A 19,895-nucleotide genomic window follows, 5' to 3' on the forward strand; every position below is an offset into this window, starting at 1 on the left:
CTCTCGGCCTCCAGCTGAGCGGTCGGTGCCCGCTGGTGTGCCTCCGGCGGCGCCTCAAACGCCGGCGGGGCTGGAGGTGGCGAGGCTGGAAGCGGGCGCGCGGCCCGTCGCTGGCGGGGCAGGATGCGGGCGTGCGGCCCCGTCCCCTTGCGGTGTGCGGCGCCCGGGCGTCACCGTGGCCCCATGGACCACGCGCACGCGCCCGACGGCCCGGCCGTTCCCGACGTCTTCGACCCCCGGACGTACGCCGAAGGCATTCCGCACGCGCGCTACCGGATCCTGCGCGACCACCACCCCGTCGCCTGGCAGGCCGAGCCGGAGGTCATGGGCTGGCCCGCAGGGCCCGGGTTCTGGGCCGTCACCCGGCACGCCGACGTGGTGCGCGTGCTGCGCGACCACGCCGCGTACTCCTCCCGCCTCGGCGCCACCCAGATCCGCGACCCCGACCCGGCGGACCTGCCGTTCCTGCGGCGCACCATGCTCAACCAGGACCCCCCGGAGCACGGGCGGCTGCGCCGGATGCTCGCCCGCGCCTTCACCCCCGCCCGGGTCGACGCCTTCGAGGGGCGGGTCCGCGAGCGCGCCCGGAGTCTGCTGGCCGCCGCCCGGGACGGCGCCGTGGACGGCTCGGCCGAGGTGGTGCGGGCGGTCACCGACGAGTACGCGCTGCTGAACCTCGCCGACCTGATGGGGGTCCCGGCCGCCGACCGGGCGCTGCTGCTGGAGTGGACCGTACGGATCATCGGCTACCAGGATCCCGAGGACGCGCCCCCGCCGCGGCTCGGGCCCGACGGCGTACCCCTGAACCCGCGCTCGCCCGCGCTGCTCGGCGAGATGTTCGGCTACGCGCGCGAGCTGGCCGCGGCCAAGCGGGCGCGCCCCGCCGAGGACCTGATGAGCGTCCTGGCCCACGCGGAACTCGCCGAAGGGGAACTGGAGATGTTCTTCTTCCTGCTCACCGTCGCGGGCAACGACACCGTACGCTCGGCCGCCCCCGGCGGACTGCTCGCCCTGGCCCGCTCACCGCAGGCCCGGAGCCAACTCGCCTCGGGACGCGTGCCGGTGGACCGGGCCGTGGACGAACTCCTGCGCGTGCACCCGCCGGTGCTCAGCTTCCGGCGCACCGCCGCCCGGGACACGGTGCTGGCCGGACGGCGGATCCGGGCCGGGGACAAGGTGGTCGTCTTCCACGCCGCCGCCAACCACGACGAGCGGGTCTTCGCCGACCCCGGCCGCACCGACCTCGCCCGCGCCCCCAACCCGCACGTCTCCTTCGGTGACGGACCGCACGTCTGCCTCGGCGCGCACTTCGCCCGGCTTCAGCTCCGGGTCCTTCATGAGGAATGGCGTACGGCGCTCCCGCCACCCGAACTCACCGGCGAGCCACGGAGGTTGGTGTCCAACTTCATCAACGGGATCACACGGCTGCCGCTTCGGGTGTCCGGGCGCTCCGGGTGACGTCCGCCAGCAGTTCGGCCACGTCCGGCCCGTAGGCATCGGAGTTGATCACTTTCACCACGACGCAGAAGGAGTCCGAGCCGTAGGTGCGGGCGAGGCGCTGGTGGTGGCGGGCCAGATAGCGGGCCCCCGCCTGGTTGCTCATCGCGGTCTGCCCGGAGATCAGGAACACCGGGCGCGCACCCGCCCCGTTGGTCAGCCGGGCCAGCAGGACGTGTTCCACCGCGCCCTTCTGCCAGCGGTAGACCTCGCCGCCGACGTGGATGGCGCCCCGGTCCGGTCCGGGCTCGGAGGTGAGGTCCACCCGGATCCCGGGCAGCATCGAGGCGAGGTGAGCCGTGGTGCGCGCGTTGGAGATGGGCCCGCCGACGCAGAACTCGGCCCGCTCGCCGAAGCCCTGGCGCACCCCGTCGTGCGAGACGATCTGCACGTTCGCCCCGCAGTCCTTGATCAGCGCCGATATCTCCAGCAGCGCGAAGGCGTCGTTGCGGTGCACCGAGCCCTCGGTGCCGCCCATCTGACGGTTCACCACGAACAGGCAGTCCGAACCGGTGGGCAGCCCGAAGAAAGCCTGCTTGCGGCGCAGCGCGCGGCGCCACAGGTAGGTACGGGAGAACCAGCCGAAACCGCCGCTGACGGCGGTCGCCACCACCCCGAGCACGATGTTGCGTACGTCGTCGTTCATGCGGCGGATCGTAGGGGGTGACCTCGCCGCCGTGCCAGGCACGGGCGGCGGGACGGGGCCCCCGGACTTCCTGACGTGGGCCTTCCTGACGCGGCGCCGGAGGGCCGTTAGGCTCGCGGGCACATTGCCTTCCGTGGAGGTTCGATGCGCCGTCCCACCGCCCGCGCGTTACCCCTGTTCGCCCTCACCGCGGCCCTCGCGGCGACCGCCGCCGCCCCGCCCGCGGCCGCCGCCGACAGCGCCACCCCGCCCAAGTCCCCGGTCGCCGTGGGCTACGGCGGGGCCGTGGCCAGCGTGGACGCCGACGCCTCGGCCGCCGGAATCGCCGTCCTGCGGGCCGGCGGCAACGCGGTGGACGCCGCCGTCGCCACCGCCGCCGCCCTCGGTGTCACCGAGCCGTACTCCGCCGGCGTCGGCGGCGGCGGCTACTTCGTCTACTACGACGCGAAGTCCCGCCGGGTGCACACCATCGACGGCCGCGAGACCGCCCCCGCCTCGGCCACCGCCACCCTCTTCCAGGAGAACGGCGTACCGATCCCCTTCGAGCAGGGCCAGACCAGCGGCCGCAGCGTCGGCGTCCCCGGCACCCCCGACACCTGGGACACCGCCCTGAAGGCCTGGGGCAGCCGCCCGCTGGGCCAGCTCCTGCGCCCGGCCGAGAAGCTGGCCCGCGACGGCTTCACCGTGGACGCCACCTTCCGCGCCCAGACCGAGCTGAACCAGGACCGCTTCAAGGACTTCCCGGACACGAAGAAGCTCTTCCTGCCCGGGGGAGCGCTCCCCGTGGTCGGCTCCACCTTCAAGAACCCCGACCTGGCCGCCACCTACGCCGAGATCGGCCGCAAGGGCACCGGGGCCCTCTACCGGGGCCCGATCGCCGACGACATCGTCGCCGCCGTCCGCAAGCCCCCGGTCGACCCGGCCGCCACCCGCAATGTCCGCTCCGGCGACCTGACCGCCCAGGACCTGCGCGCCTACGACACCAAGCGGCAGGACCCGACCCGGGTCGGCTACCGGGGCCTGGACGTCTACAGCATGGCGCCCTCCTCCTCCGGCGGCACCACCGTCGGCGAGGCCCTGAACATCCTGGAGCGCAGCGATCTCGGGAAGCTCTCGGAGGCGCAGTACCTGCACCGGTTCATCGAGGCCTCCCGGATCTCCTTCGCCGACCGGGGGCGCTGGGTGGGCGACCCCGCCGCCGAGGACGTCCCGACCCGCGAGCTGCTCTCCCAGAGGTTCGCCGACTCGCGGGCCTGCCTGATCTCGCCCGACCGGGCGCTGACCAGCCCGCTGGCCCCCGGCGACCCGCGCCACCCCGCCCCCTGCGCCACCACCGGGCAGGCCGCCCCGACCACCTACGAGGGGGAGAACACCACCCACCTGACGGTCGCCGACCGCTGGGGCAACGTGGTCTCCTACACCCTCACCATCGAATCCACCGGAGGCAGCGGCATCACCGTCCCCGGCCGGGGCTTCCTGCTCAACAACGAGCTGACCGACTTCTCCTTCGCCCCGGCCGCCCCCGGCGTCCCGGACCCGAACCTGCCCGGCCCCGGCAAGCGGCCGCGCTCCTCCATGTCCCCGACCATCGTGCTGCGGGACGGGCGTCCGGTCCTGGCCGTGGGCTCCCCGGGCGGCGCCACCATCATCACCACCGTGCTCCAGACCCTCGTCGGAACCCTGGACCGCGGACTCCCGCTGGTCGACGCGATCGCCGCGCCGCGCGCCAGCCAGCGCAACCAGAGCACCACCGAACTGGAACCGGGCCTGTGGAACAGCCCGGTCCGCGCCCAGCTGGAGGCCCTGGGCCAGGGGTTCCGGCAGAACCCGGAGATCGGCGCGGCCACCGGCGTCCAGCGGCTCCCGGACGGCCGCTGGCTCGCGGCCGCCGAGACCACCCGGCGCGGCGGCGGCGCCGCGATGGTGGTCAGCCCGCACGGGCGCCCGTAGCGCTCCAGGAGCCGGCTCTAGAGGGCGGTGAGGATCCGCGGGCCGTCGGCGGTGATCGCGACGGTGTGCTCGGCGTGCGCCGCCCGGCTGCCGTCGACGGTCCGCAGGGTCCAGCCGTCCGCGTCGGTCAGATAGTCGTCCGTACCGCCCGCGACCAGCATCGGCTCGATCGCGAGGACCATGCCGGGGCGCAGCTTCATGCCGCGCCCCGGCGGGCCCTCGTTGGGCACGCCCGGGTCCTCGTGCATGGCGCGGCCGATGCCGTGGCCGCCGAAGCCGTCGGGTATGCCGTACCCCGCGGCGCGGCCGACCGTACCGATCGCATGGGCGATGTCGCCGATGCGGTTCCCGGGCACGGCCGCGGCGATGCCCGCGGCCAGGGCGCGCTCCGCCGCCCCGATCAGCGCCAGGTCGGCCGGGCGGGCCCGGCCGACGGTGAAGCTGACCGCCGCGTCCCCGGCCCAGCCGTCCAGGGTCGCCCCGCAGTCGATGCTGACGAGGTCGCCGTCGAGCAGCCGGTAGTCGTCCGGGATGCCGTGCACGATCGCGTCATTGACCGAGGCGCACACGACCGCGGGGAAGGGTACGGGCGCGAACCGCGGCCGGTACCCGAGGAAGGGCGAGCCCGCGCCCGCGTCGCGCAGCACCTCCCGGGCCACCCCGTCCAGTTCCCGCAGGGACACCCCCACGTCCGCGGCCCCGCGCACGGCGTCCAGGGCGCGGGCGACCACCCGGCCGGACTCGCGCATCGCTTCGATCGATCGTTCCGTCTTGAGTTCCACCATGCCCATTACTATACCGGTATTTCTATACCGGGATAGATGTAACGGTATAGAAATTGGCGGGCGGGGTAGCATGGGGGCATGGTCCGCACCCCTCTCACCCCTGAAGAGCGCGAGCGCGGCGAGCGCCTCGGCGCCCTGTTGCGCGCATCGCGCGGCGACCGCAGCATGGTCGAGGTCGCCGCCGCCGCCGGGCTCTCCGCCGAGACCCTGCGCAAGATCGAGACCGGCCGGGCGCCCACGCCCGCCTTCTTCACCATCGCCGCCCTCGCCGGCGCCCTCGACCTCTCGATGGACGACCTGCTGCGGCGGTGCGCCTTCGTGCCCGCCTGACGGACGTCTGACGGGACGTCTTCGTCCGCCGAACGGCCCCATCGGCGGTGGGGAAAGCCGGGCGCGGGGCAAGCGTGAAGGCGTGTCAGCCATGAACGCATCCAAGCGACTCGGTCTCGGTCTCGTCGGAGCCCTGCTGGCGAGCGGACTGCTGCTCGCCGCCTGTGCCGCACCCGACGGGCAGGCCCATGCCAAGAAGCCGGGCGACGTGGTTTTCCGTCACCCGGGCGTCGTCGTCAGCCACACCCAGCTCCAGTACGCGAAGAAGATGGTCGCGGACGGGAAGGAGCCGTGGCGCACGGCGTACCGGGACCTGCGCAAGAGCCGGTACGCCTCGCTCGCCTACACCGCCCACCCGGCCGACGTGGTGCCCTGCCCCTTCAACGCCGGGCCGCAGTCCTGCCTGGACGAGCGCCAGGACGCCATCGCCGCCTACACCCACGCCCTGCTCTGGTCGGTGACCGGCGAGACCGCGCACGTCCGCAAGGCCGTCGAGATCATGGACGGCTGGTCCGCGACGATGAAGCGGCACGAGAAGGACAACGGCCCCCTGCAGGCCGCCTGGTCCGGCTCCACCTGGGCGCGGGCCGCCGAGATCGTCCACGCGGACTACCCGAACTGGGAGAAGTCGCAGGTCGACCGGTTCAAGGAGATGCTGCGCACGGCCTACCTGCCCGCCGTACGAGCCCAGGTCCCGGCCTACAACGGCAACTGGGAACTGGCGATGACCGACGCCTCCGTGGCCATCGCGGTGTTCCTGGAGGACCAGGCCGTCTTCAAGGAGTCGCTGGAACGATTCCGCACCCGGGTCCCGGCCTACTTCTACCTCCGCAAGGACGGCCCGCACCCGATCGGTCCCGCGCACACCGCCATCGACACCCCGGACAAGGTCAAGGCGTACTGGTTCAACCAGGGCACCTACGTCGACGGCATCGCGCAGGAGACCTGCCGCAACCTCATGCACATCGGGTACGCGCTCGCCGCGTCCGCGCACATCGCCGAGACCGCCTGGCACCAGGGCGTCGACCTGTACGGCGAGGAAGCCGACCGGATCACGGCCGCGCTGGAGTTCCACGCGAAGTACCAGCTGGGGGAGGAGCCCCCGCAGTGGCTGTGCGGCGGGACGGTGGAGCGCACCATGGGGCCGGACCTGGAGGTGGCCCTGCACCACTACGAGACGCGGACCGGCGCGAAACTCCCGTACACCCGCCGGCTCGCCGAGTCGGTGCGGCCCGCCGGCACCGACGACCTGTTCGTGGCCTGGGAGACCCTGACGCACGGCGAGGCGCCGCGTACGTCCGGGGCGGCCGTGGTGGACGCGGGAGCGGCGGCGGGCGCGGAGGACTGACCGGTGGACGATCCGGCGAGCGGGGCTCCAGAGGCCACCGCCTAGGCTCGGGCCATGACTCTTGAGGAGCTGGGCCGGTCCCGGTACGTCAGTCTCACCACCTACCGCAAGGACGGGACGCCGGTGGCGACACCGGTGTGGGCCGTGGCCGACGGCGGCGAGCTGTACATCTGGACGAAGAGCGACACCTGGAAGGTCAAGCGGATCCGCAACAACGGGCGGGTCTCCGTCGTGGCCTGTGACGTGCGCGGGCGCGCCGAGGAGGGCGCGACCGCGCTGGAGGGGGAGGCCCGGCTGCTGGACGAGGCGGGCCTGAACCGGGTGCGCAAGCTGATGGCCCGGAAGTACACCTGGCAGTACTGGATGGTGGACGTGCCCGCGACCCTCGCCCGGCGCGGGAAGCGTCCGCACACCGCGATCGCCGTCAAGCTTTGAGATTCCCGTAGCCCGCCCGTAACACAGGTGGGGTCCAATGCGGGGATGGATACGGTGAGTTCCACGGCGATTACTCAACTGGCCTCGCACCTCAGGGTGTTGACCGAATCCCTGGACCCCGGAGCGGGCTGGTACGGCGAGTTCCTGCGCCGCGACCCCGAGGGGATGCGGGCCTGCCTCGACGGGATCGCGATACCGCCGTGGGACGTCGTGGAATCGCTGCTCCAGGACCTGGCGGGGCTGCGGGGCGCGGAGTTCGCGGCCGAACGGTCCGGGCACGCGGCCCGGCTGCGGCAGGCCGCCGTCCTCGCCTACGACCGGATGCCGGGCGGTGAGGAGGAGCTGCACGCGCTGCTCGCGGCCGCCGGAGCGCAACGGGAGGCCTCCGAGGCCGCCGTATACGCCCTGACCGCGCGGCTGTCGGCGGCCGGACCGGCGGACGCCGCGGCCCTCGCCCGGGAACTGTCCTGGACCCAGGACGACCTGACCCGCGCCACCTCCCGCTGCGCGGACCTCGCCGCCCGCCTGGACGCCCTCGCACCCCAGCTCCCGGCCCTCCCCCGCCAACGCCCGCCCACGGGCCCCCCGGACCCCCTGTGGCCCCCGGCCGACTCCGCCGACTTCGCCGTCTCCGATCCGGAACCCCCGGCGTGGGCCCCCTCCGGGGCGGATCCGGAACCCCCGGCCGGTCCGGGGGTCCCGTGGCTGCCGGGGGATGCCGCGCAGGAGGGCGCGGTGCCGGACCCCGGGCCCCGGCTGGTCGCCGGTGCGCGCAAGGTGCGGCGGAGCGGTGGAGCCCGGTTCGCCGGGGCGGCGCCGGAGGACGGCGGCACGGCGGCCTTCGCGGCCCCGCCCGGGATGACGGGCACGCCGGATCCCGCGGTCCCGCGCGGAGCCCGCTTCGGCCGCCCGGCCGCCCCCGGGCCCAGCTGGGCGGACCACCCGGCCGAGCCCGGGGCGGGTACGCCCGCCACCGGGACGGGAGCCGTGGGAACCGAGCCCGCGCCCGGCGCCGTAGGGCCCGCGCCCGGGGACGGGAGGTCCGGGCCGGGGGAGGGAGCGCCCGTGCTCGTGGGGGAGTTGATCGGGCTGCGGGGTCAGGGGCGGACCGGCGAGGCGCACGCGCTGCTCTGCGAGGCCGCCTGGTGGGACGCGGCGCTGCTGCCCGGGCTGGGCCGGGAGCTGGAGCGGGCCGGGCTCGCGGCGGACTGGGCGGCGCTGCTCTGGGAGGCGGCCTCGCTGCCCCCCGACCGGCTGGCCGCCCTCGCCGCGGCCCTGGAGGATTCCGGGCGCCCCGGCGACTGCGACCGGCTGCTGCGCCAGGGCGCCGCCCGCCCCGCGCCGGAGATCGCGGACGCGGCCCTCGCCCTCGGCGCGGCCGGCCGGGCCCGCGAGGCCGACTCCCTGCTGGAGGCCTTCGTACGGGTGCGCACCGCGGAGGAGGCGGCCCGGCTCGCCCGCCGGGACCCCGGGTGGTTCGCGCCGCGCCTGCTGCGCGCGGCCCGCGGAGTGTCCGGATCCGCCCACCGGGACCTCGTCCACGCCTTCCGCGTGGCCGGAATCGCCACAACCGCCTGAGCCACCACCGGGCTCCCTCCGGCCCCCTCCGCCCCGTTGTCCGACTCCTGACCCCGGTTGAACACAATCGACCACGGGGCGACGTATGTTGATCGTCTCGGCCATCCGTGCGCGGTGGTCTTGCCCCGGAGTGTGACGAGGCCTACTTTCGACTCCCTACGCACACCGTCTACGTGCGTAGAGGCCGGCGTCCCGTCGCAAGGAGCAGCTCATGGCCCACCTCGTCCGCGCCGCGCTGGTTCAGGCCACCTGGACCGGCGACACCGAGTCGATGATCGCCAAACACGAGGAGCACGCCCGCAGGGCCGCCGCCCAGGGCGCGCGGATCATCGGGTTCCAGGAGGTGTTCAACGCCCCCTACTTCTGCCAGGTGCAGGAGCCCGAGCACTACCGCTGGGCCGAAGCCGTCCCCGACGGGCCGACCGTCCGCCGGATGCAGGAACTCGCCCGCGAGACCGGCATGGTGATCGTCGTACCGGTCTTCGAGCTGGAGAGCGAGGGCTTCTACTACAACACGGCGGCCGTGATCGACGCCGACGGCAGCTACCTCGGCAAGTACCGCAAGCACCACATCCCGCAGGTCAAGGGCTTCTGGGAGAAGTACTACTTCCGCCCGGGCAACCTGGGCTGGCCCGTGTTCGACACGGCCGTCGGCAAGGTCGGCGTCTACATCTGCTACGACCGCCACTTCCCGGAGGGCTGGCGCGCCCTCGGCCTCGCCGGTGCCCAGCTCGTCTACAACCCCTCCGCCACCTCCCGGGGCCTCTCCGGCCACCTCTGGCAGCTGGAACAGCCCGCGTCCGCCGTCGCCAACGAGTACTTCGTCGCCGCCATCAACCGCGTCGGCCAGGAGGAGTACGGCGACAACGACTTCTACGGCACCAGCTACTTCGTCGACCCGCGCGGTCAGTTCGTCGGCGAGGTCGCCAGCGACAAGGAGGAGGAACTCCTGGTCCGCGACCTCGACTTCGACCTCATCAAGGAGGTCCGCGACCAGTGGGCCTTCTACCGCGACCGCCGCCCCGACGCCTACGGAGGGCTCGTACAGCCGTGACCGACCCGATCCCGCTCCACAGCCGCCACCAGGCCGTCATGCCGAACTGGCTGGCCCTGTACTACGACCGCCCCATCGAACTCACCCACGGCGAGGGCCGCCACGTCTGGGACGCCGACGGCAACCGCTACCTGGACTTCTTCGGCGGCATCCTCACCACCATGACCGCCCACGCCCTCCCCGAGGTCACCAAAGCGGTCGCCGAGCAGGCCGGGCGGATCATCCACTCCTCCACCCTCTACCTGAACCGGCCGATGGTCGAACTCGCCGAACGGGTCGCCGCCCTGTCCGGCATCCCCGACGCCCGGGTCTTCTTCACCACCTCCGGCACCGAGGCCAACGACACCGCCCTGCTGCTGGCGACGACGTACCGCCGTTCGAACCAGATCCTGGCGATGCGCAACAGCTACCACGGCCGGTCCTTCGCCACGGTCTCCCTCACCGGCAACCGCGGCTGGTCCCCGACCAGTCTCTCGCCGCTCCAGACCTACTACGTGCACGGCGCGGTCCGCGGCCGCGGCCCCTTCGCGGCGCTGTCCGACGCCGAGTTCACCGCCGCCGCCGTCGCGGACCTGGAGGACGTGCTCGGCCAGGCGCGCAGCGGAGTGGCCGCCCTGATCGCCGAACCGATCCAGGGCGTCGGCGGGTTCACCTCCCCGCCCGACGGCCTCTACGGCGCCTTCCGCGAGGTCCTCGACCGGCACGGGATCCTCTGGATCAGCGACGAGGTGCAGACCGGCTGGGGCCGTACCGGCGACCACTTCTGGGGCTGGCAGGCACACGCCCAGAACGGCCCGCCGGACATCCTCACCTTCGCCAAGGGCATCGGCAACGGCATGTCCATCGGCGGCGTCGTCGCCCGCGGCGAGATCATGAACTGCCTGGACGCCAACTCCATCTCCACCTTCGGCGGTTCCCCGGTCACCATGGCCGCGGGCGTCGCCAACCTCGGCTACCTCCTCGAACACGACCTCCAGGGCAACGCCCGCCGGGTCGGCGGCCTGCTGCTGGAGCGGCTGCGCGCCGTCACGGCCGGCGTGCCCGCCGTACGGGAGGTGCGCGGCCGGGGCCTGATGGCGGGCATCGAACTCACCCGGCCCGGCACCGACCAGGCCGATCCGCAGGCGGCCGCCGCCGTCCTGGAAGCCGCCCGCGAAGGCGGCCTCCTGCTGGGCAAGGGCGGCGGGCACAACACCAGCGTGCTGCGCATCGCGCCCCCGCTGACCCTCACCGTCTCCGAGGCGGAAGAGGGCGCCGAGATCCTCGCCGGGGCCTTGCGCACGCTGAACTAGAGCCGGACCCCAGAGCCGCATCAGCGCCGAACCATCCACGGGGGAGAGGGACATGCCCAACCGCACCCTGATCACCGGCGGCCTCGTCGTCACCGCCGCCGACGAACTGCACGCCGACGTCCTGATCGAGGACGGCCGGATCGCCGCGCTCGCCACGCACGGCTCGGCGGCCGCCGCCGCGTGGACGGCCGACCGTACGATCGACGCCGGCGGGAAGTACGTCATCCCCGGCGGCGTCGACGTGCACACCCACATGGAGCTGCCCTTCGGCGGCACCGCCGCCTCCGACACCTTCGAGACCGGCACCCGGGCCGCCGCCTGGGGCGGCACCACGACCATCGTGGACTTCGCCGTCCAGAGCGTGGGCCGCGCCCTGCGCGAGGGACTGGACACCTGGTACGCCAAGGCCGACGGCAACTGCGCCATCGACTACGGCTTCCACATGATCCTCTCCGACGTGAACGAGGGCACCCTCAAGGAGATGGACAAGCTCGTCGAGGAGGGCATCACCTCCTTCAAACTGTTCATGGCCTACCCCGGGGTCTTCTACAGCGACGACGGCCGGATCCTGCGCGCCATGCAACGCTCCGCCGACAACGGCGGGCTGATCATGATGCACGCCGAGAACGGCATCGCCATCGACGTCCTCGTCGAACAGGCCCTGGCGCGCGGCGAGACCGACCCCCGCCACCACGGCGAGGTCCGCAAGGTGCTCCTCGAAGCCGAGGCCACCCACCGCGCGATCGCCCTGGCCCGGGTCGCGGGCGCCCCGCTGTACGTCGTCCACGTGTCCGCGGAGGAAGCCGTGGCGGAGCTGGCCGCGGCCCGGGACAAGGGGCTCCCCGTCTTCGGCGAGACCTGTCCGCAGTACCTCTTCCTGTCCACCGACAACCTGGAAGAGCCCGATTTCCAGGGCGCCAAGTACGTCTGCTCCACCCCGCTGCGCCCCCGCGAGCACCAGGCGGCGCTGTGGCGGGGACTGCGGACCAATGACCTCCAGGTGGTCTCCACCGACCACTGCCCCTTCTGCTTCCGCGGCCAGAAGGAGCTGGGCCTCGGCGACTTCTCCAAGATCCCCAACGGGCTGCCCGGGGTGGAGAACCGCATGGACCTGCTCCACCAGGCCGTCCTGGACGGGCACATCAGCCGCCGCCGCTGGATCGAGATCGCCTGCGCGACCCCGGCCCGGATGTTCGGCCTCTACCCCCAGAAGGGCACCATCGCGCCGGGCGCCGACGCCGACATCGTCCTCTACGATCCGCACGCCGAGCAGGTCATCTCCGCCGAGACGCACCACATGAACGTGGACTACTCGGCGTACGAGGGCAGGCGGATCACCGGACGCGTCGACACGGTCCTCTCGCGCGGCGAACTCGTCATCGACCGGCGCGAGTTCACCGGCCGGGCCGGCCACGGGGCCTTCGTACCGCGTTCCACCTGCCAGTACCTGTAAGGAGAGTCCCCGCATGGACTTCGGCCTCGTCCTCCAGACCGACCCGCCCGCCTCCCAGGTCATCAGCCTCATGAAGCGCGCCGAACGCAACGGCTTCCGCTACGGCTGGACGTTCGACTCGGCGGTCCTCTGGCAGGAGCCGTTCGTCATCTACAGCCAGATCCTGGCCAACACCCAGCGGATGCACGTCGGTCCCATGGTCACCAACCCGGGCACCCGCACCTGGGAGGTGACCGCCTCCACCTTCGCCACCCTGAACGACATGTACGGCAACCGCACGGTGTGCGGCATCGGGCGCGGGGACTCGGCGATGCGGGTCGCGGGCCGGGCCCCCAACACCCTGGCCCGCCTCGGCGATGCCATGGGCGTCATCCGGGACCTCGCGGAGGGCCGCGAGGCGGAGGTCGACGGCAACCGGATCCGCATCCCGTGGATCAAGGACGGGAAGCTGCCCGTCTGGATGGCGGCGTACGGGCCCAAGGCCCTGGCCCTGGCCGGGCAGAAGGCGGACGGGTTCATCCTCCAGCTCGCCGACCCCTTCCTCACCGAGTGGATGATCAAATCGGTCCGCGAGGCCGCCGCCGCGGCCGGCCGCGACCCGGCGGAGATCACCATCTGCGTGGCCGCCCCCGCGTACGTGGGCGACGACCTCGCGCACGCCCGCGACCAGTGCCGCTGGTTCGGCGGCATGGTCGGCAACCACGTCGCCGACCTGGTCTCCCGCTACGGCGAACACTCCGGCCTGGTCCCCGAGGACCTGACCGAGTACATCAAGTCCCGCCAGGGGTACGACTACAGCCACCACGGCCGCGCCGGAAACCCCTCCACCGACTTCGTCCCGGACGGGATCGTCGACCGCTTCTGCCTCCTGGGCCCGGCCGAGGCGCACATCGACAAGCTCCGCACCCTGCGCGCCCTCGGCGTCGACCAGTTCGCGCTGTACGCCATGCACGACGCCCGGGAGGCCGTGATCGACGCGTACGGCACGCAGATCATCCCGTCGCTCACCAGATGACCGCCGCCGCGCCGGCCGTGACGTGCACGACCGTCGCGGCCGTCCGCGCCGGCAGCTGAAAGGACAGGCAGCGTGACCGTGACCGTCCCGCCCGAAGGCCCGATGAGCGACCCGGCGGGACGCGTCGAACTGCCGCCGGACGCCCGCCCCGTCGACCACCGCTTCGTCAACGAGGACCTGCTTCCCGTGCCGGTGGCCCGCCGGCAATGGACCACCTACAACTTCGTGGCCCTGTGGATCGGCATGGCCCACTGCATCCCGTCCTGGACCCTGGCCTCCGGCCTGGTCGCGCTCGGCATGGACTGGAAACAGGCCGTCCTCACGATCGCACTCGCCAACGTCATCGTGCTGCTGCCGATGCTGCTGACCGGGCACGCCGGACCCAAGTACGGCATCCCCTTCCCGGTCCTGGCCCGCGCCTCCTTCGGGATGCGCGGGGCGAACCTGCCGGCCATGGTGCGTGCCCTGGTGGCCTGTTGCTGGTTCGGCATCCAGACCTGGATCGGCGGCCAGGGCATCTTCGTGCTCCTCGGGAAGATATTCGGGGGGTGGGCCGACGCGTCCCGGATCGGCGGCTACCCGTGGACCCTCTGGCTCTGCTTCGGCATCTTCTGGGCGCTCGAACTCGCCATCATTTACCGGGGCATGGAGACCCTGCGCCGCTTCGAGAACTGGGCCGCGCCCTTCGTCCTCGTCGGCGCCGTCGTCCTGTTGGTCTGGATCGCGCACAAGGCGGGTGGCTTCGGCCCGCTGCTGCACGAGCCGTCCAAGGTCGGCTGGGGCGCGGACTTCTGGAAGGTCTTCTTCCCGGGCCTGATGGGCATGATCGGCTTCTGGTCCACCCTGTCGCTCAACATCCCTGACTTCACCCGCTTCGGGAAGGGCCAGCGCGCCCAGGTCTGGGGCCAGACCCTCGGCCTGCCCACCACGATGACGGCCTTCGCGCTCATCTCCGTGCTGGTGACGTCCGGTTCGCAGAAGGTCTACGGCGCGCCGGTCTGGGACCCGGTCGAGCTGGCCGCCAAGACCGACAACGTCTTCGGGCTGCTCTTCGCCCTCGTCACCGTCTTCGTCGCGACGATCTCCGTGAACATCGCCGCGAACGTCGTTTCCCCCGCCTACGACCTCGCGAACCTCGCGCCGAGGGTGATCAACTTCCGTACGGGCGCGCTCGTCACCGGGGTCGTCGGCGTCCTCGTCATGCCGTGGAAGCTGACCTCCACGCCCGAGCTCTACATCTTCACCTGGCTCGGCACGGTCGGCGGGCTCCTCGGCACGATCGCCGGGATCCTGATCGCCGACTACTGGATCATCCGGCGCACGGTGCTGCACCTCCCCGACCTGTACGCCGCCGGCGGCCGCTACTGGTACGCCGCCGGGTGGAACTGGCGGGCGGTCGTGGCCTTCGCGGTGGGTGGCGTGCTCGCCGTGGGCGGCTCGTACTCGACCCTCGATGCGAAGGGCACCAGGGCGGGTCCGTTCCCCGCGGACGGGATCGTCCCGTTCCTCAAACCGCTCGCGGACTACGGCTGGGGCGTCGGACTGGGTACGTCGCTGCTCGTCTACGTGGCCCTGACGGCCGGGCGGCGGCGCGGCTGAGCCGCAGGGCCCGCCCCGCCCCGCCCCGCCGCGACCCGGCGCGTACTCAGGCGGACGAGCCGCTGTCCACGACCAGGTCGCTCCCGACGACGGCGCCGGCCGCGGGCGAGGCCAGGTAGAGCACCGCGGCGGCGATCTCCTCGGCCTCGGCGACCCGGCCGAGCGGGTTCTGCGTCGTGACCCGCTCGGCGCGGTCGGCGTCGCTCTCGCCGGGGAGCAGGGACATCGGGCCGGCCGAGGCGCCCGGGCTGACGGCGTTGATGCGGATCCCCTCGCCGATGTGGTCGAGGGCCGCGGCGCGGGTGAGGGTGGTGACGGCCGCCTTGGAGGTGAGGTAGGCGGCGGCGTTCGGGATGCGCCGGTGGGCGCCGAGGTTGGAGGAGATGTTGACGATCGCACCGCCGCCGGCGCGCCGCATGTGGGCGATCTGGTGCTTCATCGCCAGCCAGACACCGGTGACGTTGGTGTGCAGCACGGCCGCCCAGTCCTCCTCGGTGATGTCGGCGGTCGGGACGGTCCCGCGGAGTATCCCCGCGTTGTTGACGGCGATGTCGAGGCCGCCGAAGAGGGCGACGCTGCGCTCGACGAGGGCGCGGACCTGGTCGGAGTCGGTCACGTCGGCGGTGACGGCCTCCGCCGTGCCGCCCGCGGCGCGGACGAGGGCGACGGTCTCCTCCAGGGTGGCGGCGGTGCGTCCGGCGGCGACCACGCGGGCGCCTTCGGCGGCGAAGGCGAGGGCGATGGCGCGGCCGAGGCCGGTGCCCGCACCGGTGACCAGGACGCTCTTGTCGGTGAAGCGGGTCATGAAGGTTCTCCTCAGGGGATTCATAATGGATCGATCGGTTCAATATGAGGGCAGCAAAAAGGAAGCCGCGCGGGCCGGCCGGCGCCCGGTGGTTCAGTCGCGCGGGTCCAGCAGGCGCAGGGCCTGTTCGGCCGCGTCCCGGACCCGTGCCGGGTCAGCGGACGCCTTGCCGACGACCCGGATCCCCTGCATCAGGACCAGCAGCAGTCTGGCCAGGCCTCGGGGGTCGGCGTCCGGCGGCAGTTCGCCCTGCTCCCGGGCCCGGGCGAGGGCCGAGTGGAGCAGGGTCTCCAGCCGGTCCCAGTCGCTCTCGACCCGGCGGGCGGCCTTCGGGTCGTGCGGGGCGAGTTCGGCGGCGGTGTTGGTGAGGAAGCAGCCGGTCAGCCGGAGCCCCGGGGAGCCCGCCTCGGCGGCGAAGCGGCGCACGACCGCCCGTACCGCCGGCAGGGCGGGGCCCGGACGGGAGAGTTCGGTGAGGAGCCCGGGCAGGGTGGCCTCGGAATAGCGCTCCAGGGCCTTGAGGTACAGCTCGTGCTTGGTGCCGAAGGTCGCGTAGAGGCTGGCGCGGCCGATCCCGAGGTGTTCGACCAGGTCGGCCACCGACGTGGCTTCGTAACCGCGGCGCCAGAACAGTTCGAGTGCTGACTGGAGCGCGGCGTCCGGATCGAATTCCTTGGTCCTGGCCATGCCCAAGATCATAAGCAGTTCTGGAACGAACGGTCAACAACATGACCGCGCCGCCGAAGGGCCCGGCCACCGGACCCCGTTTACCCGGGGTCCATCCGCGGGCCTGCTTTTGTCAGTGGGGATTGTCGGTCCGGCATGGTCTGATGGACACATGATCGAAGAGTTTCTGGCCCGTGACCTGTCCGATGTCGAGGAAGCCGTTCGCAAGGCCGCCGCGGTCGAGATCATGCCGAGGTTCCGGCAGCTCGCCGACCACGAGGTCGACCAGAAGAGCGGCCCGCACGACCTGGTGACCATCGCCGACCGGCGTGCCGAGGAGCACCTGACCGATGCCCTCACCCGGCTGCTCCCGGGCTCCGTGGTGGTCGGCGAGGAAGCCGTCCACGCGGACCCCACCGTTTACGGGGCGCTGCGCGGCGAAGCCCCCGTGTGGATCGTGGACCCGGTCGACGGGACCCGCCAGTTCGTGGCCGGGGACCCCGGCTTCTGCACCCTGGTCGCGCTGGCCGTGCGCGGCGAGATCCTCGCGTCCTGGACCTTCGCCCCCGCCCTGGAGGAGATCGCGACCGCGGTGCGCGGTGGCGGTTCGTTCGTCAACGGTGAGGCGATACGCAGCGGTTCGCCCGAGCCGGGGGCCGAGCTGCGGGTCGCCATGGCCCACCCGCTGTACACGAGCGAGGAGGACAAGCGGACCCTGACCCGCCTCGACGTGCCGGGAGTGGCGGCCCGTCCCTGCGGCTCGGCGGGGCTGGAGTACCTGAAGGTGGCCCGCGGCGAGATGGACGCCCTGGCCTTCACCTGGCCCTCGGCCTGGGACCACGCGGCCGGACTGCTGCTCGTCGCCGAGGCGGGCGGTGCGCAGAGCACCGTCGCGGGCGAGCCGTACCGGGTGGACCGGGACAACGCGCTGCCCTTCGCGGTCGGCCGCGACGAGGCGACGGCGCTGCGGATCCGCGACCTGCTGCGCGGAGCGTAGCCGGGCGCTTAGGCGGGGCGGGGGCGGACAGGGGGGACCCGGGGGATGAGCGGGCGGAATATCCTGGGGCACCCAGGCCTGCCTGGGGCCGTTACGCCGCCGGACGAAGGAGTCGCATGGTGCCGTCGATTCTCGATGCGGTCGTCGTGGGGGCGGGCCCCAACGGGCTGACGGCCGCCGTCGAGCTGGCCCGGCGCGGCTTCTCCGTGGCCATGTTCGAAGCCGCCGACACGGTCGGCGGCGGGGCCAGGACCGAGGAGCTGACCCTCCCCGGCTTCCGGCACGACCCCTGCTCGGCCGTCCACCCGCTGGGCGCGGGCTCGCCGGTGTTCGCGACCATGCCGCTCGCGCGGTACGGGCTGGAGTGGCTGCACGCCCCGCTGCCGATGGCGCACCCCTTCGACGACGGCACCGCCGCCGTGCTCTCGCGTTCGGTGGCCGAGACCGCCGCGTCCTTCGGCCCCCGGGACGCGGGGGCCTACCGCCGTCTCGTCGCGCCGTACCTCGGCAAATGGGACACCCTGGCCCGGGACTTCATGTCCCTGCCGTCCACCGCGCTGCCCGTCGATCCGCTCACCCTGGCCCGCTTCGGGCTCACCGGACTGCCGCCGTCCACCTGGCTGATGCGGCGCTTCCGGGACGACCGGGCACGCGCCCTGTTCGCCGGCCTCGTCGCGCACGTCATCGCACCGCTGGGCGGGATCGCGACCGGAGCGGTCGGGCTGGTCTTCGCCCTCGCCGCGCACGCGGGCGGCTGGCCGATGCCGCGCGGCGGCTCCCAGTCGATCTCGGACGCGCTCACCGGCTACCTGCGCGACCTCGGCGGCGCCGTCCACACCGGCTTCGAGGTCAAGCGGCTGGACGACCTCCCCCCGGCCCGGGCCTACGTCTTCGACACCTCGCCGACCGCGCTGGCCCGGATCGCCCGCCTGGGCCGGGCGTACGACGGCTACCGCTACGGCGCCGGCGTGTTCAAGCTCGACTACGCGCTGGACGGCCCCGTCCCGTGGACCGCCGAGGCGGCGCGCCGCGCGGGCACCGTCCAGGTCGGCCCGCGCACCCGGGACATCGACGCCGCCCTGCAGCTCACCACGAGCGGCCGGGCACCCCGTACGCCGTTCCTCATCACCGCGCAGCCCAGCCTGGTCGACCCGGGCCGCGCGCCCGAGGGCAAGCACGTCTTCTGGGCCTACGGGCACGTCCCCGCGGGCTGGGACGGCGACCTCACCGACGCCGTCGAACGCCAACTGGAGCGCTTCGCCCCGGGTTTCCGGGACCTGGTGCTCGCCCGCGCCACCGCGGGACCGCCCCAGCTCGCCGCCCGCAACCCGAACTACGTCGGCGGTGACATCGCCTGCGGCGCCGCCTCCGGACTCCAGCTGCTGCTGCGGCCGAAGCTCACCCTGTCCCCGTACACCACGGCCCACCCGGCCGTCTTCCTGTGCTCCTCCGCGACCCCGCCCGGCCCCGGCGTACACGGCATGTCCGGGCACAACGCGGCGAAGGCGGTCTGGCGCCACCTGCGAAAGGGCTCCTCCTGATGGTCCGCATCACCTTGGTCCAGGGCGACATCACGGCCGAGCACGTGGACGCCGTGGTCAACGCCGCGAACTCCTCGCTGCTCGGCGGCGGCGGGGTGGACGGCGCCATCCACCGGCGCGGCGGGCCGGAGATCCTGGCGGCCTGCCGGGCCCTGCGCGCCTCCCACTACGGCAAGGGCCTCGCGACGGGCCGGGCGGTCGCCACCACGGCGGGCCTGCTGCCCGCCGCGCACGTGATCCACACGGTGGGGCCGGTGTACTCCCGGGAGGAGGACCGCTCGGAGCTGCTGGCCTCCTGCTACCGGGAGTCCCTGCGGGTCGCGGCCGAGCTGGGCGCCCGTACGGTGGCGTTCCCTGCGATCTCCACCGGGGTCTACGGGTGGCCGATGGACGACGGGGCGCGGATCGCCTTCGCGACCGTGCGCTCGGCCGCGGTGGCGCCGGTGGAGGAGGTCCGCTTCGTCCTCTTCGACGCGAAGGCGTACGCCGCCTTCGAAGCGGCGTCGGTGGCCTGACCGAGCCGCGAGCCGGTGGCGCTGCCCGCCCCTGCTGTGCCTCCGGCGGCGCCTCAATCGCCGGCGGGGCTTGATGGTGCGGCGTGATGCTGGCCCGCGGCCAATCCAGCCCGCCCGGGGCTGATGGTGCGGCGCCGTGTTCGCCTGCGGCGGGGCTGAGGGGGTAAATCCAGCCCGCCCGGCGTTTGAGGGCCCGCCGGAGGCGTCGGCTGCGCCCGCTCTGCCTCCGGCGGCGCCTCAAACGCCGGCGAGGCTGAGGGCGCGCGCCGTGTTCGCCCGCGGCGGGGCTGAGGGGGCGGCGCCGTGTTCGCCTGCGGCGGGGCTGAGGGGGCGGCGCTGTGTTCGCCTGCGGCGAGGAGGGTGCGGCACCGTGTTCGCCCGCGGCGAGG

18 protein-coding genes are annotated in these 19,895 nt (G+C 73.2%); 14 read left to right on the forward strand and 4 right to left on the reverse strand.

The window, feature by feature from the left end; all coding sequences use genetic code 11:
* The first annotated feature begins 183 nt into the window (after positions 1 to 183).
* Positions 184 to 1,458, forward strand: a complete 1,275-nt coding sequence (locus OHS33_RS29595; protein ID WP_330333468.1) for a cytochrome P450 — start codon at positions 184 to 186, stop codon at positions 1,456 to 1,458.
* Here the strand turns inward: OHS33_RS29595 and OHS33_RS29600 are convergent.
* Positions 1,418 to 2,143 carry a hypothetical protein gene (locus OHS33_RS29600; protein ID WP_330333469.1) on the reverse strand — a complete coding sequence of 242 codons (726 nt, stop codon included), beginning with the start codon at positions 2,141 to 2,143 and terminating at the stop codon, positions 1,418 to 1,420. The genes OHS33_RS29595 and OHS33_RS29600 overlap by 41 nt on opposite strands.
* Before the next feature lie 144 nt (positions 2,144 to 2,287).
* Between OHS33_RS29600 and ggt the strand changes: the two genes are divergently transcribed.
* Positions 2,288 to 4,093 (forward strand): gamma-glutamyltransferase, encoded by a 1,806-nt coding sequence (gene ggt / locus OHS33_RS29605; protein ID WP_330333470.1) that lies wholly within the window; start codon positions 2,288 to 2,290, stop codon positions 4,091 to 4,093.
* Positions 4,094 to 4,110: 17 nt separating this feature from the next.
* On the opposite strand, the gene map is transcribed toward ggt, so the two are convergent.
* The gene (map, locus tag OHS33_RS29610) at positions 4,111 to 4,878 is read right to left on the reverse strand and encodes a type I methionyl aminopeptidase (RefSeq protein ID WP_330333471.1); all 768 of its coding nucleotides are present in this window, start codon (positions 4,876 to 4,878) and stop codon (positions 4,111 to 4,113) included.
* A gap of 78 nt (positions 4,879 to 4,956) precedes the next feature.
* On the opposite strand from map, the gene OHS33_RS29615 reads away from it, so the two are divergent.
* From OHS33_RS29615 to OHS33_RS29655, 9 genes are all read left to right on the forward strand, one after another.
* Entirely contained in the window at positions 4,957 to 5,208 is a 252-nt protein-coding gene (locus tag OHS33_RS29615) for a helix-turn-helix domain-containing protein (RefSeq protein ID WP_330333472.1), read from the forward strand.
* Between the two features lie 91 nt (positions 5,209 to 5,299).
* Positions 5,300 to 6,556, forward strand: a complete 1,257-nt coding sequence (locus OHS33_RS29620) for an alginate lyase family protein (RefSeq protein WP_330333473.1) — start codon at positions 5,300 to 5,302, stop codon at positions 6,554 to 6,556.
* 54 nt (positions 6,557 to 6,610) lie between these two features.
* A complete protein-coding gene (locus tag OHS33_RS29625; protein WP_330333474.1) occupies positions 6,611 to 6,991 on the forward strand; it encodes a PPOX class F420-dependent oxidoreductase in 381 nt (126 codons plus the stop codon).
* 45 nt (positions 6,992 to 7,036) lie between these two features.
* Complete coding sequence (locus OHS33_RS29630) at positions 7,037 to 8,569, forward strand: hypothetical protein (RefSeq protein WP_330333475.1); 1,533 nt, start codon at positions 7,037 to 7,039, stop codon at positions 8,567 to 8,569.
* Between the two features lie 211 nt (positions 8,570 to 8,780).
* Positions 8,781 to 9,623, forward strand: a complete 843-nt coding sequence (locus OHS33_RS29635; RefSeq protein ID WP_330333476.1) for a nitrilase-related carbon-nitrogen hydrolase — start codon at positions 8,781 to 8,783, stop codon at positions 9,621 to 9,623.
* A gap of 38 nt (positions 9,624 to 9,661) precedes the next feature.
* On the forward strand, positions 9,662 to 10,915 hold the full coding sequence (locus tag OHS33_RS29640) for an aspartate aminotransferase family protein (RefSeq protein WP_330335255.1): 1,254 nt from the start codon (positions 9,662 to 9,664) through the stop codon (positions 10,913 to 10,915).
* Between the two features lie 52 nt (positions 10,916 to 10,967).
* Complete coding sequence (gene hydA, locus OHS33_RS29645; protein ID WP_330333477.1) at positions 10,968 to 12,368, forward strand: dihydropyrimidinase; 1,401 nt, start codon at positions 10,968 to 10,970, stop codon at positions 12,366 to 12,368.
* A 13-nt stretch (positions 12,369 to 12,381) separates the two neighbouring features.
* Positions 12,382 to 13,383: a TIGR03842 family LLM class F420-dependent oxidoreductase gene (locus tag OHS33_RS29650; protein WP_330333478.1), complete on the forward strand. Its 1,002-nt coding sequence runs from the start codon at positions 12,382 to 12,384 to the stop codon at positions 13,381 to 13,383.
* A 72-nt stretch (positions 13,384 to 13,455) separates the two neighbouring features.
* Positions 13,456 to 14,982 (forward strand): NCS1 family nucleobase:cation symporter-1, encoded by a 1,527-nt coding sequence (locus tag OHS33_RS29655; RefSeq protein ID WP_330333479.1) that lies wholly within the window; start codon positions 13,456 to 13,458, stop codon positions 14,980 to 14,982.
* Between the two features lie 46 nt (positions 14,983 to 15,028).
* Here OHS33_RS29655 and OHS33_RS29660 read toward each other — a convergent pair whose 3' ends face one another.
* Positions 15,029 to 15,787, reverse strand: coding sequence for an SDR family NAD(P)-dependent oxidoreductase (locus OHS33_RS29660; RefSeq protein ID WP_330333480.1), 759 nt, complete (start codon positions 15,785 to 15,787; stop codon positions 15,029 to 15,031).
* Between the two features lie 93 nt (positions 15,788 to 15,880).
* The gene (locus tag OHS33_RS29665) at positions 15,881 to 16,474 is read right to left on the reverse strand and encodes a TetR/AcrR family transcriptional regulator (protein WP_330333481.1); all 594 of its coding nucleotides are present in this window, start codon (positions 16,472 to 16,474) and stop codon (positions 15,881 to 15,883) included.
* Positions 16,475 to 16,625: 151 nt separating this feature from the next.
* Between OHS33_RS29665 and OHS33_RS29670 the strand changes: the two genes are divergently transcribed.
* From OHS33_RS29670 to OHS33_RS29680, 3 genes are all read left to right on the forward strand, one after another.
* Positions 16,626 to 17,450: an inositol monophosphatase family protein gene (locus tag OHS33_RS29670; RefSeq protein WP_330333482.1), complete on the forward strand. Its 825-nt coding sequence runs from the start codon at positions 16,626 to 16,628 to the stop codon at positions 17,448 to 17,450.
* A gap of 119 nt (positions 17,451 to 17,569) precedes the next feature.
* On the forward strand, positions 17,570 to 18,991 hold the full coding sequence (locus OHS33_RS29675) for a phytoene desaturase family protein (RefSeq protein WP_330335256.1): 1,422 nt from the start codon (positions 17,570 to 17,572) through the stop codon (positions 18,989 to 18,991).
* Entirely contained in the window at positions 18,991 to 19,506 is a 516-nt protein-coding gene (locus OHS33_RS29680) for an O-acetyl-ADP-ribose deacetylase (protein WP_330333483.1), read from the forward strand. Before OHS33_RS29675 ends, OHS33_RS29680 begins: the two co-directional genes overlap by 1 nt.
* The last annotated feature ends 389 nt before the right edge of the window (positions 19,507 to 19,895 follow it).

Source organism: Streptomyces sp. NBC_00536, assembly GCF_036346295.1.
Classification (GTDB): Bacteria; Actinomycetota; Actinomycetes; order Streptomycetales; family Streptomycetaceae; genus Streptomyces.